General features: G+C 63.9%; 14 protein-coding genes. 5 read left to right on the top strand and 9 right to left on the bottom strand.

Going from position 1 to position 13,823, the window contains the following annotated elements:
- Positions 1–187: 187 nt before the first annotated feature.
- Entirely contained in the window at positions 188–2,089 is a 1,902-nt protein-coding gene (locus ASG25_RS18965) for a hypothetical protein (protein WP_062478124.1), read from the top strand.
- Positions 2,090–2,110: 21 nt separating this feature from the next.
- Here the strand turns inward: ASG25_RS18965 and ASG25_RS18960 are convergent, their stop codons facing one another.
- The 4 genes from ASG25_RS18960 to ASG25_RS18945 all read right to left on the bottom strand — a co-directional run bounded on the left by ASG25_RS18960 (position 2,111) and on the right by ASG25_RS18945 (position 5,366).
- Complete coding sequence (locus ASG25_RS18960) at positions 2,111–3,004, bottom strand: amino acid ABC transporter permease (protein WP_082480363.1); 894 nt, start codon at positions 3,002–3,004, stop codon at positions 2,111–2,113.
- Positions 3,005–3,034: 30 nt separating this feature from the next.
- Positions 3,035–3,832 carry a transporter substrate-binding domain-containing protein gene (locus tag ASG25_RS18955; protein ID WP_062477751.1) on the bottom strand — a complete coding sequence of 266 codons (798 nt, stop codon included), beginning with the start codon at positions 3,830–3,832 and terminating at the stop codon, positions 3,035–3,037.
- Between the two features lie 395 nt (positions 3,833–4,227).
- Entirely contained in the window at positions 4,228–4,764 is a 537-nt protein-coding gene (rplS, locus tag ASG25_RS18950) for a 50S ribosomal protein L19 (protein WP_062477747.1), read from the bottom strand.
- A gap of 170 nt (positions 4,765–4,934) precedes the next feature.
- On the bottom strand, positions 4,935–5,366 hold the full coding sequence (locus tag ASG25_RS18945) for an acetyltransferase (RefSeq protein WP_156466911.1): 432 nt from the start codon (positions 5,364–5,366) through the stop codon (positions 4,935–4,937).
- Between the two features lie 172 nt (positions 5,367–5,538).
- Here ASG25_RS18945 and ASG25_RS18940 point away from each other — a divergent pair, with 172 nt between their 5' ends.
- Positions 5,539–6,285, top strand: coding sequence for a sulfite exporter TauE/SafE family protein (locus tag ASG25_RS18940; protein ID WP_062477741.1), 747 nt, complete (start codon positions 5,539–5,541; stop codon positions 6,283–6,285).
- Here ASG25_RS18940 and trmD read toward each other — a convergent pair.
- The 5 genes from trmD to ffh form a co-directional block, all read right to left on the bottom strand.
- Positions 6,267–6,986, bottom strand: coding sequence for a tRNA (guanosine(37)-N1)-methyltransferase TrmD (gene trmD / locus ASG25_RS18935; protein WP_062477738.1), 720 nt, complete (start codon positions 6,984–6,986; stop codon positions 6,267–6,269). The two genes, ASG25_RS18940 and trmD, sit on opposite strands and share 19 nt — an antisense overlap.
- 8 nt (positions 6,987–6,994) lie before the next feature.
- Positions 6,995–7,561, bottom strand: a complete 567-nt coding sequence (gene rimM, locus ASG25_RS18930; protein WP_062477736.1) for a ribosome maturation factor RimM — start codon at positions 7,559–7,561, stop codon at positions 6,995–6,997.
- A gap of 112 nt (positions 7,562–7,673) precedes the next feature.
- Positions 7,674–8,036 carry a 30S ribosomal protein S16 gene (rpsP, locus tag ASG25_RS18925; protein ID WP_062477733.1) on the bottom strand — a complete coding sequence of 121 codons (363 nt, stop codon included), beginning with the start codon at positions 8,034–8,036 and terminating at the stop codon, positions 7,674–7,676.
- Between the two features lie 63 nt (positions 8,037–8,099).
- Entirely contained in the window at positions 8,100–8,399 is a 300-nt protein-coding gene (locus ASG25_RS18920) for a chorismate mutase (protein ID WP_062478118.1), read from the bottom strand.
- A gap of 13 nt (positions 8,400–8,412) precedes the next feature.
- Entirely contained in the window at positions 8,413–9,966 is a 1,554-nt protein-coding gene (ffh, locus tag ASG25_RS18915) for a signal recognition particle protein (RefSeq protein WP_062478115.1), read from the bottom strand.
- 387 nt (positions 9,967–10,353) lie between these two features.
- Here ffh and ASG25_RS18910 point away from each other — a divergent pair, with 387 nt between their 5' ends.
- The 3 genes from ASG25_RS18910 to mtaB all read left to right on the top strand — a co-directional run bounded on the left by ASG25_RS18910 (position 10,354) and on the right by mtaB (position 13,823).
- A complete protein-coding gene (locus ASG25_RS18910; RefSeq protein ID WP_082480361.1) occupies positions 10,354–11,442 on the top strand; it encodes an MBL fold metallo-hydrolase in 1,089 nt (362 codons plus the stop codon).
- A 198-nt stretch (positions 11,443–11,640) separates the two neighbouring features.
- Positions 11,641–12,552 carry a diaminopimelate epimerase gene (gene dapF / locus ASG25_RS18905; RefSeq protein WP_062477730.1) on the top strand — a complete coding sequence of 304 codons (912 nt, stop codon included), beginning with the start codon at positions 11,641–11,643 and terminating at the stop codon, positions 12,550–12,552.
- Complete coding sequence (gene mtaB / locus ASG25_RS18900) at positions 12,549–13,823, top strand: tRNA (N(6)-L-threonylcarbamoyladenosine(37)-C(2))-methylthiotransferase MtaB (protein ID WP_062477726.1); 1,275 nt, start codon at positions 12,549–12,551, stop codon at positions 13,821–13,823. The genes dapF and mtaB overlap by 4 nt, the downstream gene beginning before the upstream one ends.

Below are 13,823 nucleotides of genomic sequence, written 5' to 3'. Positions count from 1 at the left end.
GGATTCCATGACCGCCGAAATAGCAGTTTCCAAGCGCGACTGCAAGTTTCCCGCCCCTCGCCACCAGCCTGACGACGACGCGATCGTGAGGGAAGCGAAGGTTTCTCTCCTGACCTGCTTGCCAACGGACCGAAAGTTTGAGACGCCGGAAAGGTCCGCCTGGAGGGTGGATCTGGGGGGAAGCATCATGACACGACCGATCACGTGGCGGGACCGCGCGCGCTATCAATTCGACAAGAGCATGGCGGCCGGCCCGATCGCGCTGATCGGTTGGCTCGCGGTCATTTCGCTGATCGTCATCGTGCTTGCCGGGCTGCTTCTTGCGGTGACCGGCATAGCCCAGGAGGGAGGCGAGCCCGTGTCCTTCGTCGAGGGCGCATGGGAATCCCTGATGCGCACCATGGATGCGGGCGCCATGGGCGGGGATGCCGGCTGGAGTTTCCGGGGCATCTCGCTCGCCGTCACCGTTGCCGGCATCTTCGTGTTCTCCGCACTGATCGGCGTCCTCTCCTCCGGACTTGACGAAAAGCTCGACGAACTTCGCAAAGGTCGGTCGCATGTCCTCGAAAAGGACCACACGATCATCTTCAACTGGTCGCCTTCGATCTTCGACGTGATCTCCGAACTCGTCATCGCCAATCGCAGCCGCCGACGCCCGCGCATCGTGATTATGGCGGCGAAGGACAAGGTGGAGATGGAAGACGAGATCGCCGACAAGATCGCAGACCTCGGCAACACCCGCATCGTCTGCCGCAGCGGGGACCCGACCGACCTCCATGACATTAACATCGTCAATCCCCAGGCGTCCCGTGCAATCGTTGTTCTGTCGCCGGAAGGCGACTATGCCGATTCGCAGGTCATCAAGACCATCCTCGCCGTCGTGAACGATCCTGGACGTCGTCCGGAGCGATACCGGATCGCAGCGGAGATTCGCGACGCAGCCAATGCCGAGGTCGCCCGCATCGTCGGTGGCGGCGAGTTGCAGCTGGTCCTTGCCGACGAACTCATCTCCCGCATCGTCGTCAGCTCCAGCCGTCAATCCGGCCTGAGCGGCGTCTACACCGAGCTGCTCGATTTCGACGGTTCTGAAATCTACGCGGTCGAACAGCCCGGCCTTGTCGGCAAGTCCTTCGGTGCGGCGGTCATGGCCTATGACACATCCGTCCTGATCGGCGTGGGAACCGCCGATGGCAAGGTTCTTTTGAACCCGCCGACGAGCCGCGTCATGGAGGCCGGCGAACGCGCCATTCTCATCGCCGAAGACGACGACACGATCCGCCTGCGCGCAGGCGACGTCACGGTCGACCGCGAGGTCATTCGCCCGCGTCCACCGGCCGAGCGCCGGGCGGAGACGACGCTTCTGCTCGGCTGGAACCGCCGCGGCCCGATCATCACGCAGGAACTTTCACGCTATGTTTCGCCCGGTTCCCGTCTGATGATCGCGGCCGATACACCGGAGCTGCTCGCCGACGTCGCGGCCATGCCGTATCTGAGAGAAAACCTGTCCGTGGAATGTCGCGTTATCGACACCAGCAGCCGTGCGGCGCTCGATGCGCTGATGATCCCGGAATATGATCATGTACTGGTTCTCGGCTACAGCGACCATTTAGCTCCACAGCCCGCCGATACGGCGACCCTCGTGACGCTTCTGCAGCTGCGCAAGATCGCGGAAGCCGCCAACACGCATATCAGCATCGTCAGCGAGATGATCGACGTGCGCAACCGGGATCTCGCAGCCGTGACGCGCGCGGACGATTTCGTCGTCAGCAACAAGCTCGTCAGCCTGATGCTGGCGCAGGCTTCGGAAAACGAGCTGATGGCCGACATCTTCGATGAACTTCTCGACGAGGATGGCTCCGAAATCTACATGCGTGCCGTCACCGACTACATCTCGATCGACCATCCCGTGAATTTCTACACGATCACGCTGGCCGCGCTGACGCGCGGAGAAGTGGCCCTTGGTTACAGCAAGGCGGGCACAACGGCAAAGGACGAGAGACAGCTGGGTCGTGTCGTGGTCAACCCCGTGAAGGGAGAAGCGGTGCAGTACGCAGCCGGAGACAAGCTCATCATCCTCGCGCGCGACTGACTTATCTGACGGTCGGGATATCTACCCGCGATGACCGCGCCGCAGTCGCTGTTCCAATGCCCGTAGCGACAGAGACAGGCCGATGGTGAGAAGGAGATAGATATAGGCAACGATGGAATAGGTCTCGAAGAACCGGAATGAGCCGGAGGCGTAGACCTTGCCCATCTGGGTGATGTCCTGCACGCCGAGCACCGAGACGAGCGAGCTGTCCTTGATCATCGCGATGAAGTCATTGCCGAGAGGTGGCAGGATGGTGCGGATCGCCTGCGGGAAAACGACAAGCCGGAAACGCTGGAATCGATTGAGCCCCAGCGCCTCCGCCGCCTCGACCTGACCCCGGTCTACGGATTGAATGCCCGCGCGAAAAACCTCGGCGATGAAGGCGGAATAGCCGATGGTCAGGGCAATGATCGCCCGCCACATCAAGGAGAGGTCGCGCACGAGCACGGGCTCCGTCACGCCGGCGGAGATCAGCGGGGTCAGGACGAGATTGATCAGCCAGACCAGCGCCGGCGTTCCGACGAAGGCGATGTAGAAGAGCAGAACGAGCACGGGGATGCCGCGGATCACCTCGGTGTAGAACCGGGCGACCTGCCGCAGCACCTGCCGGCGCGACAGCGCCATCAGGGCCACGCCCAGACCCACAAGGGTCGCAAGCGCAAAACCGACGATCGTGACGAAGATGGTAACGCCAATGCCGGCAGCCACCACTGCGAAGACCCGCGCATAGAGATCGTTGATGGCGATCAGCACGGCAAGGCCGACCGCAATCGCGACCAGCGCGATCAGCCACCAAGGCAACTCGCGTGAGACCACGCCGCGACGCTCCGGCGGATCGCCACCGGAGCGGTCGGGCGGGTTGGAGATCGCGCTTTCCGGCAGGCGTGGTGGCGGATACGGCGGAGGAGGCTGCATGATGGGCTGCGTATCCTGTCAGCCGTCGCTCTATTCGCCCATCTTGAAGTCGACGAACCATTTGCGGTTCAGCCTGTCCAGCGTCCCATCGGCCTTCAGCGCGGCAATGGCGGCGTTGACGGGTGCGACGAGTTTTGAGCCTTTGGGAAAGATGAAGCCGAAATCCTCGGAGCCGAGCGGTCCGCCGATCAGTTTCAGACCTCCATCCGACGTATCGACATAGCCCTTGCCCGCTGTGCCGTCGGTCAGCACCACATCGACGTCACCGGCCTTCAGGGCCTGTACGGTGGCGCCGAAGGTCTCGAACAACTTGACGCGCGGGTTCTGCTCGTTGCCATCGAGCACCTCGTAGATCGCCGTGTAGAACGGCGTCGTTCCCGGTTGCGCACCGATCAGGCCCTTGGAGAAGGCCGCGAAGGACTTGCCGTCCGTAAACCGGTTTTCGTCCCCGCGCACGAGCATGAACTGCTCGGAGCGCATATAGGGATCGGAAAAGTCCACCTTCTCCTTGCGGTCTTCCTTGATGGTGATCCCCGTCATGCCCATGTCGAACTGGCCATCGGAAACGGACTGAATCATCGCGTCCCAGCTCGTGTTGCGGTAGGTCACCTTGGCGTTCAGCCGCTTGGCGATCTCGCCCACCGCATCATATTCCCAACCGGCAGCGACGCCCGTCTTCGGGTCGATGAACTGCAACGGCGGATAGGCGTTCTCCGTGACCACGACGATCTCGCGCCCGCCGAGATCCGGAAGATCGGCCGCACCGGCGCTCAGGGGCGAAAGGGCGAGAAGGGTCAGACCGGCGAGAACGTGGCGGCGAAAAAACATGAGACTGGCTCCTGGCATGTGACGCGCGAGACTGTCACGAAACTTCCCGGCAGGGCAAGAGCCGACGGACCGGTCCCGCATGTGAATTCCGTAAGGACGCGCCATGGCTCCGCCTTCCGCACCCCGGCCGGACGGCCTGCCTTTTTCCCTGTCGGCCCGCTGTGCCGAGCGTTTCACCACATCTCTTGAAAGGAACGCTCGCAAATCAAAGCTGGCACGCGGCTTGAAGGCCCCGTCCCTGCCCTCGCTGTTCGGCGTCTGCACGAGATGAGGGAAGGACGAGCGTCGGGATCCGGCCACGGGGCCTGACCTCGAGCCACGCGGCCACCTCGGGCACAAAAAAAGCCGCCGGATTGCTCCAGCGGCTTTCTCGAAAAAAAGAGGATCCGGAGATCTTATTCTGCAGACTTCGCGTCTTCGGCGGCCTTTGCAGCAGCGGCTTCCGCGGCGGCGGCATCTGCGGCTGCCTTTTCGGCGGCGAGCGCCTGAGCGGCTGCAACCTTTTCAGCTTCCAGACGCGCCTTCTCGTCGGCTGCCGACTGGCGCGCCGTGTCGTTCAGCTTGCGGGCGCGCGTGCCGGTGTTCTCGACGATACGAGCCGACTTGCCGCGACGATCGCGCAGGTAATAGAGCTTGGCGCGACGGACCTTACCGCGACGAACGATTTCGACGCTTTCGACCATCGGCGAGTAGACCGGGAACACGCGCTCGACGCCTTCGCCGTAGGAGATCTTGCGAACGGTGAAGCTTTCGTTGATGCCACCACCCGAACGGGCGATGCAGACGCCTTCATAGGCCTGCACGCGGGTACGCGCACCTTCTGTCACGCGAACGTTGACGCGGAGCGTGTCGCCTGCGGAAAATTCCGGAAGGGTACGCTTGGCTTCGATCTTGGCGGCCTGTTCGGCTTCCAGCTGCTGGATGATGTTCATCGGTTAACCTTGCTTTCTTCTCAAACAGTCAGAGCGCCAGGGTGTCCTTCGGCAAAGCCTCCGGGCAGGGCTCTTCCAATGAAGAGCGACGGCGGGTACACCATTCTTTGTTGATGGTCACGGGCAGGAACCCGAGCCGGTGCGGCCTATACACCGGGAGCGCCGATTTGTCACCCCTCTCCGCGCGCCTTTCTGCGCAGCACCTCGGGGCTTTTGAAACGCAGGATGCGCATGTCGCCCTTCGCGATCGTCTCCACCTCGCGAAACGGCGCGGTGACGTGGCACCAGAACGCCCAGGCCGCGACGTTCCGGCTGATCACGCCGACCTCCCAGACGCCCGGATGCAGCGTGAAAAGCAGGCTTGCGGCGCGGGCGCCAACGCCCTTTCGGCGGATGTCCGGAAGAATGAAGAATTCCGCCATTGCATGATCCACCGGCAAGCCTGAACAGGCGTGCTGGTTGACGAGCGCGAAGCCCGCAGCTGTCCACGCTCCCGTACTCAGAACGTCGATCACATAGGCTGAGCGGTCCGCGTCCTCGAAGTAGAGGTCGAAATAGTGGTAGGCGGCATCGACGGGACCGAAGGCGGACAGGTCACGCAAATGATCATCGAGCAGCGTCCGCAAGAGCTGTCTGTCTCGTGTCCCCGCCGGCCGTATACGCCAGAGATCGTCTTGTCGCGGCATGTCTCGGGATCTCCGGACGACATCTGTCCTTGCGTTTCGACGTACGCCCTATACCACGAAAACCTCGCCTTTCTTCGATGAGTCGCAGATGCCTGTCACCACCGCCATTCTCCTCTTTCTCGCCGGCTTCCTGTCCAGCGCCGTCAATGCAGTGGCTGGCGGCGGCACGTTCCTGACCTTCGGCGCGATGACGCTGGCAGGCCTGCCGCCCATCGTCGCCAATGCGACCTCCTCCATCGTCCAGTTCCCCGGCTACATCACCTCGGCGCTTGCCTATCGCCGCGAGCTCCTGGCCGACACGCGCATGGCGGTCATGCTCGGGCTGCTGTCAGCCGTCGGCGGCCTCATCGGCGCCGGCATTCTGCTGGCCCTTTCCAATCCCTCGTTTCGGGCGCTGGTGCCATGGCTGCTGCTGGGGGCGACCGCGATCTTTGCGGCCGGCCCCCTGCTCCGCCCGAAGTCGCGCGAGGCGGGCGCGCCGCTCGGCGTACTCGGCCTTCTCGGACAGTTCGCGACCTCGGTCTATGGCGGCTTCTTCGGGGCCGGCATGGGCATCATGATGCTGGCCGTTCTGGGTCTGACGGCCGGCGGCGGCTATCATCGGATCAATGCCCTGAAGAACCTGCTTGCCGTCGTCATCGCCGCCATCGCCGTCGTGGTCTTCACCTTCGGCGGGGTCGTTTCCTGGCTGGAGGCGGCCGTGATGATCCCGGGCGGAGCGCTGGGCGGCTATAGCGGCGTCTGGCTTGCCCGCCGCATCCCGCAGGCGATCATCCGCGCTTTCGTCGTCGCCGTCGGCCTGCTGCTGGCGTTCTACTACTTCGTCACAGGTTGAGACGAAGAAGCGTCCGAGAGAAGATCAGGACGGCGCTCCCGCGTCAACCGCTCCGCCTCAGCCCGCCGCCAGCGCTCGATGGCCCCGTGATTGCCGGATGTGAGGACGGCAGGAATTTCCTGGCCCTCGAAAACCTGTGGCCGCGTGTAGTGCGGATGCTCCAGCAGCCCGCCCTCGAAACTTTCATGCACGCCGGAAAGCGCATTGCCCATGACGCCCGGCAGGATCCGCACCACGGCGTCCAGCAAGGTCAGGGCCGCCGGCTCTCCACCGGAAAGGATGTAATCGCCGATCGAAACCTCCTCAAGCGCACGCGCGTCGATGACACGCTGGTCGACGCCCTCGAACCGCCCGCAGACGATGACGGCGCCCGGGCCCCCGGCGATCTCGCGGACCCGCGCCTGGGTCAGCGGGCGGCCACGCGGGCTCATCAGGAGACGCGGACGGACAATCGCGGGATCATCATTTTTCGAGATCTGGTCGATGGCGCGACTGAGAATATCCGCGCGAAGAACCATACCCGCGCCACCCCCGGCCGGCGTATCGTCCACCGTGCGGTGGCGGTCTTCGGCAAAATCCCGGATCTGCACCGGCTCGAGCGACCATTGCCCGCGTTCCAGCGCACGCCCGGCCAGGGAATGACCGAGATGTCCGGGAAACATCTCCGGGTAGAGCGTCAGGACGGTAGCCCGGAACGCCATGGCGGCGCTCATTCGCCGGACGCGTTCGGGTCGAACGGTCCGGTCGGATCATCCTTGTCGTCGACAAGTCCGGCGGCAACGGGATCCACGAGCATCGTGCCGCCTTCAAGGTCGATCTCGAGCACCGAGAATTCGGAAAAGGGGATGAGCACCGGGCGGCGTCCGAGACCCTTCAGCTCAAGGAGATCGCCAGCACCGAAATCGAACACGCCGGTCACCACGCCGTAGCTCTTGCCTTCGGCATCCTTCGCCTCGAGGCCCTCGAGATCCGCGTAGAAGAACTCGTCCTCGTCGAGATCGTCGTCCGGCAGGTTTTCCCGTTCGATGAACAGCTCCAGGCCGTTCAGAGCCTCGGCTGCCGTCCGGTCGTTGATGCCGCGAAAACGGACGACGACGACATTCTTGCTCTCGCGCACCTCCAGCACCTCGAAGACCCGCCCGTCCTCGCTGTGCAGATGACCGTAGTCGCCAAGGGCTGTTGGCTCTTCGGCAAAGCTCTTGACGCGGACTTCGCCGCGCAACCCTTGCGCGCCACCGATTACGCCCATCAGGACGGGGTTTTTCAGCTTGCTCATCGATGAACCGTTCCAGTGAGTGCGTTCGGGATGTCTGTCGATCGCGCGACCCCATAAACGAAAACGGGCGGCATGAAAATGCCGCCCGGTTCCGAAGATGCGATAGGTCCGATTACTCGGCGGCAGCGGCAGCGGCGTCTTCCGCCTTCTGCTTGGCTTCGGCGGCGCGTTCGGTCGCCTTCTTGCCGGGCTTGCCCTTGGTCGGGTTGTTGCGGGCTTCGCGCGTCACGATACCGGCTTCGCTGAGGAAGCGCAGGACGCGGTCCGTCGGCAGGGCGCCGTGATCAAGCCAATGCTGGATGCGCTCGTTGTTCAGTTCGACGCGCTTGGCATCGTCCTTGGCAAGCATCGGGTTCCAGGAACCGACCTTTTCGAGGAAGCGGCCGTCGCGGGGCGAACGGGCGTCGGCAATGACGACCTGGTAGAACGGACGCTTCTTGGAACCGCCGCGGGCGAGACGAATTTTCAGTGCCATGTCAATAACTCCTTGAATGTTGGCGTGCCGCGGATGCGGCCTGATGGGGAAATGCGATAACCGTCAATCCTTGAGATCGGCGGCGATGTCTTCGTGATGCCGGATGACTTCCTTGATGATGAAGTTCAGGAACTTCTCGGCGAAATCCGGATCCAGATGGGCGTCCTTGGCCAGGCGGCGCAGGCGTTCGATCTGGTATTCCTCGCGCGCCGGGTCGGCCGGCGGCAAATCGTGATGGGCCTTCAGGACGCCCACGGCCTTCGTGCAGCGGAAGCGCTCGGCAAGCATATGCACCAGCGCTGCGTCGATATTGTCGATCGACCGGCGATAGCCGGCCAGTTCCTCGCGAATGGAAGGGTCGATGCTCACAGCAGCCTCACTTCTTCTTCGGCAGGCCCGGAAGGCCCGGGAAGCCGCCACCAAGACCGGGCAGCTTGCCGCCGCCGAGACCCGGAAGCCCGCCCATGCCGCCGGGCATGCCCTTGCCAAGGCCGGACGCCTCCGCCTGCTTCTGAAGGGCTTCGAGCTGCTTCGGATCGAGACTCGAGAGGTCGGGCATGCCGCCCATTCCGCCAAGCCCCATCTTTCCAGCAAGGCCGCCCATCATCTGCTTCATCATGCCGCCACCCTTCTTGCCGCCCATCGCCTTCATCATGTCGGCCATCTGGCGGTGCATCTTCAGCAGCTTGTTGATGTCGGACGCATCGGTGCCGGAACCGGCCGCGATACGCTTCTTGCGGGAATGCTTGAGGAGATCCGGGTTGGCGCGCTCGGCCTTGGTCATGGACGAGATGATGGCCATCTGTCGCTTGAACATGCGGTCGTCGAGACCCGCCGCCGCCATCTTGTCCTTCATGCCGGACATGCCGGGCATCATGCCCATGATGCCGCCCATGCCGCCCATCTTCTGCATCTGGGACAGCTGGTCGGCGAGATCGTTGAGATCGAACTTGCCCGACTTCATCTTGGCGGCCATGGCCGCCGCCTTCTCGGCATCGATGTTTTCGGCCGCCTTCTCGACGAGGCTGACGATGTCGCCCATGCCGAGGATGCGGTCGGCGACCCGGCGCGGATGGAACTCGTCGAGCTCCGACATCTTTTCGCCCACGCCGATCAGCTTGATCGGCTTGCCGGTCACGGCACGCATCGACAGCGCCGCACCGCCGCGGCCGTCGCCGTCCATGCGGGTCAGCACAAGGCCGGTGATGCCGACGCGTTCGTCGAAGTTGCGCGCAAGGTTGACGGCGTCCTGACCGGTCAGCGCGTCCGCGACCAGCAGGATCTCATGCGGGTTCGAGCGCCGCTTGATCTCGGCCATCTCGATCATCAGCGGCTCGTCGATATGCGTGCGGCCCGCAGTATCGAGAATCACGACGTCATGGCCGCCGAGCTTGGCGGCCTGCACGGCACGGGCGGCGATATCGGTCGGCGACTGCCCGGCGATGACCGGCAGCGTGTCGATGCCGGCCTGTACACCGAGCTGGCGCAACTGCTCCTGGGCGGCCGGACGACGCGTGTCGAGCGAGGCCATCAGGACCTTCTTCTTCTCGCGCGTGTTCAGCCGGTGGGCGATCTTGCCCGATGTCGTTGTCTTGCCCGAGCCCTGCAGGCCAACCATCATGATGACGACGGGCGCGGGCGCATTGAGATCGATGGAAACGCCAGTGGCGCCCAACATCTCGACCAGCTCGTCGTGGACGATCTTGACGACCATCTGTCCCGGCTTGATCGATTTCAAGACTTCGGCGCCTACGGCCTTCGCGCGCACGCGATCAGTAAACGACCGCACGACTTCCAGCGCGACGTCGGCTTCCAGCAGTGCACGGCGAACCTCGCGCAGGGCAGCCGAAACGTCGGCTTCCGACAGCGCACCGCGTCCCGTCAATCCGTTGAGGATTGAACCAAGGCGGTCCTGGAGGCTTTCAAACATCGGCTCTTCCTTTTCGTCTGCGAGCATGGGCCGCAAACGTGGGTTCCGGGTCGTTTTGAAACAAGACGCAAAGCCGAACGGCACCCGAGGGCGCATCGCGCTGTCGGGTGTTGACCTCCGGGATCGTTTATACCTTTGAAAGGGTCCCGGTCGGCGGCTCGGAGTCGTATCTCGTCGCAGATGAAGCGCGGTAAACAGCAAACGCCCCGGAAAGTCAAGGCTTGCCGCATGTGCGCGCCCTACGACCGATCGATGCCCTGACGCGCATGTCGACGCTTTCCGATGGCGCCGGGGAGAAAAAGCCGCCATCATCCTCGTCAGCACGGTGCACAACGCACGAGCGTGAAACCCGCCGTCGCAAGCCACCGCTCACTCACGGGGACGTGCATGAAACGCCGCACATTCTTCAAATGGTCACTCGCCGGCGCTTTCATCGCTTTGTCCGGCAGCATCACCGCAAGGAGCAGCATGGCCGCCAATCGCTACTACAAAGGCCCCGTCAGCGACCATTTCGACGGGACGCGCTTCTTCAATCCCGGCGGCGTCGAGCCCAACGGTTTTGGCGACCTTTTGCGCTGGCGGTTCAACGGGCAGCGGGCAACCTGGCCGGACGCGCCCGATCCGCGCGCAACCATCGTCAAGCCGGACGCGGAAATCACCGGGCAAAACCTGCGCGTCACCATGGTCGGCCACGCCTCCATGCTCATCCAGGTCGCCGGGCTCAACATTCTCACCGATCCCGTCTGGTCGGAGCGCGCAAGCCCCGTTTCCTTTGCCGGTCCGCGTCGCGTCTCGCCGCCCGGGATCCGGCTCGAGGATCTTCCGCGCATCGATATCGTCCTGATCAGCCACAACCATTACGACCATCTCGACCAGCCAACGATCGCGAGCCTCGCGAAAGCCCACAACCCCACATTCGTCACGCCTCTCGGCAACGACGTGTTCATCCGCAAGGTCGCACCGAATGCGCACGTCGTCCTCATGGACTGGGGCGACGGCTTCGATGTCCGGAACGGCGTCTCGATCCACTGCGAGCCTGCCCATCACTGGTCGGCGCGCGGCATTGGCGATCGACGAAAAGCGCTCTGGGCGGCTTTCGTCCTTTCGACGCCCGCCGGTCGGATCTATCATATCGGCGACACTGGGTTTCACGATGGCATCAACTATCGCGCGGCAGGAGAGCGATATGGCAGCTTCCGTCTCGCCATCCTCCCGATCGGCGCTTACGAGCCGCGATGGTTCATGCAGGGTCAGCACCAAAACCCGGACGAGGCAATCGAGGGCATGCTGCTGGCAAATGCGTCCTATGCCGTCGGCCATCATTTCGCGACCATCCAGCTGACCGACGAGCCGATGGACGCGCCGGAGAAAGCGCTGGCCGTAGCGCTTGCGAAACACGGCGTCGATCCTGCCCGCGTGCACGCCCTCCACGCCGGCGGGATCTTCGATGTACCCTTGCAAAGGAACCCCGCCTGACGACCGGCATGCCGGTAGCAGCCGGCACGACACCCCGTGCGAACTCCGCTGCCAGATCGGTGAGGGTCTTGCCGTAGGCCGTAAGCGGCATTGCCTCGGCCCTGCCGGCCTTCCTGGCCCTGCCGGCCCTCTGGTAATCCGGGGTTATTTCCGCCATATACGCCCTCTCGCATGGCGTTGCGCAAGATATGGACAAGTATGGATACGACGGTCGAATTCGCAAGGATGAACGGGCTTGGCAACGCCATCCTCGTCGTGGACATGCGCGGCCGGAGCGACACCGTCACGTCCGCAGCCGCGATCACACTCAATGCAGACCCGCAGACACGGTTCGACCAGATCATGGCCATCCATGATCCGAAAGCGTCGGGAACCGATGCCTGGATCGACATCCTGAACTCCGACGGCACGAAGGCGCAGGCCTGTGGCAACGGAACCCGCTGCGTGGTCCAGGCTCTGGCGGCGGAAACCGGCCGCAAGAGCTTCACCTTCCATACCGTCGCCGGCATTCTCAATGCCGAGGAACATGCCGATGGCACGATTTCCGTCGACATGGGCAAGCCGGTGTTCGAATGGGACCGGATCCCCCTTGCGGAGGATTTTCACGACACGAGCCGTATCGAACTGCAGATCGGCCCGATCGATGATCCGGTGCTGCATTCGCCCTCCGTCATGTCGATGGGCAACCCGCATGCAATCTTCTGGGTGGACCGTGACGTCATGTCCTACGATCTCGCGCGTTTCGGCCCTTTGCTGGAAAATCACCCGATGTTTCCCGAGCGCGCCAACATTACGCTGGCGCAGGTGAGGTCCAAGACCGACATGACCACGCGCACGTGGGAGCGTGGCGCAGGACTGACGCTTGCCTGCGGCTCTGCCGCCTGCGCAGCAGCCGTCAGCGGGGCCCGCACGGGACGCACCGGGCGCAAGGTGTCGGTGACGGTCGCCAGTGCCGTGCCGCCCGGCGTGCTGACCATTGATTGGCGCGAACGCGACGATCACGTCGTGATGACAGGGCCGGCCACCTGGGAATGGTCCGGCCGCGTCGATCCTCTGACCGGCACCTTCACGCGCGACCCCGCTGCGGACACCGGAGCGCAGCCCCGGTGAGCGGCGTCGAGATCATCACATTCGGCTGTCGCCTGAACACGTATGAGTCCGAAGTCATGCGCGGCGCAGCGGAAAAGGCGGGCTTGAACAACGCCGTTCTGGTGAACACCTGCGCGGTCACCGGCGAGGCCGTCCGCCAGGCGCGCAAGGCGATCCGCCGCGCCCGGCGCGAACATCCGGATGCCCGCATCATTGTGACAGGATGCGCCGCCCAGACGGAGGCCGGCACCTTTGCTGCGATGCCGGAAGTGGATGCCGTTCTCGGCAACGCGGAAAAGCTGGAAAGCAGCGCCTATCGTGCCTTGCCGGATTTCGGCGTCGGGCGCGAAGAGAAGCTGCGCGTCAACGACATCATGAGCGTGCGGGCCACCGCACCGCAGATGGTGCGGATGATCGAGGGCCATGTGCGTGCCTTCGTGCAGGTGCAGAACGGCTGCGACCATCGCTGCACCTTCTGCATCATCCCCTACGGTCGCGGCAATTCCCGCTCGGTGCCGATGGGCGCCGTCGTCGACCAGGCCCGCATGCTGGTCGAGAATGGTTACCGTGAAATCGTGCTCACCGGCGTCGATGCGACCAGCTATGGCGGCGATCTGCCCGGCACCCCGACGCTCGGCCTGCTCGCCAAGACGCTTCTGAAACAGGTGCCGGAGCTTGTCCGCCTGCGCCTTTCTTCCATCGACAGCATCGAGGCCGACCGGCATCTGATCGACCTCATCGCCGACGAACCGCGATTCATGCCGCATCTGCATCTGTCGCTGCAGCATGGCGACGACATGATCCTCAAACGGATGAAGCGGCGGCATTCGCGCGCCGACGCGCTCGCCTTCATCCACGAGGCACGGCGCCTGCGACCGGGCATCGCGTTCGGTGCCGACATGATCGCCGGCTTTCCGACGGAGACGGACGACATGTTCGACGCCGCAGGAACGCTGGCCGAAGAGGCGGGGATAGCGAGCCTGCACGTCTTCCCCTACAGTCCGCGCGAAGGCACGCCCGCCGCCCGCATGCCGCAACTCGCTGCTCCCGTGATCCGCGAGCGCGCGTCGCGCCTGCGGGCGATCGGCGAGAAGCTGGCACGCAACCATCTGGCGTCCATGGTCGGCACCCAACAGACTGTGCTGGTCGAGAGCAATGGCACTGGCCATACGGAAAACTTCACCCGCGTCGCGACCCCAGGGCTCGAGCCCCGCACGCTGGTCGCAACGACGATCACGGGCCACGATGGCAAGAACCTCTCCATCGACACCGCCGAAAGACAGGCCGCGTGA

The organism is Rhizobium sp. Leaf384 (assembly GCF_001424065.1).
In the GTDB taxonomy this organism is placed as follows: Bacteria; Pseudomonadota; Alphaproteobacteria; order Rhizobiales; family Rhizobiaceae; genus Ferranicluibacter.
This window is presented reverse-complemented; position numbering and strand designations above follow the sequence as displayed.

Coding starts and splice junctions, on each gene's coding strand:
- ASG25_RS18965 (WP_062478124.1), top strand. CDS start 188: ATGACACGACCGATCACGTGGCGGGACCGCGCGCGCTATCAATTCGAC.
- ASG25_RS18960 (WP_082480363.1), bottom strand. CDS start 3,004: ATGCAGCCTCCTCCGCCGTATCCGCCACCACGCCTGCCGGAAAGCGCG.
- ASG25_RS18955 (WP_062477751.1), bottom strand. CDS start 3,832: ATGTTTTTTCGCCGCCACGTTCTCGCCGGTCTGACCCTTCTCGCCCTT.
- rplS (WP_062477747.1), bottom strand. CDS start 4,764: ATGAACATCATCCAGCAGCTGGAAGCCGAACAGGCCGCCAAGATCGAA.
- ASG25_RS18940 (WP_062477741.1), top strand. CDS start 5,539: ATGCCTGTCACCACCGCCATTCTCCTCTTTCTCGCCGGCTTCCTGTCC.
- trmD (WP_062477738.1), bottom strand. CDS start 6,986: ATGGCGTTCCGGGCTACCGTCCTGACGCTCTACCCGGAGATGTTTCCC.
- rimM (WP_062477736.1), bottom strand. CDS start 7,561: ATGAGCAAGCTGAAAAACCCCGTCCTGATGGGCGTAATCGGTGGCGCG.
- rpsP (WP_062477733.1), bottom strand. CDS start 8,036: ATGGCACTGAAAATTCGTCTCGCCCGCGGCGGTTCCAAGAAGCGTCCG.
- ffh (WP_062478115.1), bottom strand. CDS start 9,966: ATGTTTGAAAGCCTCCAGGACCGCCTTGGTTCAATCCTCAACGGATTG.
- ASG25_RS18910 (WP_082480361.1), top strand. CDS start 10,354: ATGAAACGCCGCACATTCTTCAAATGGTCACTCGCCGGCGCTTTCATC.
- dapF (WP_062477730.1), top strand. CDS start 11,641: ATGGATACGACGGTCGAATTCGCAAGGATGAACGGGCTTGGCAACGCC.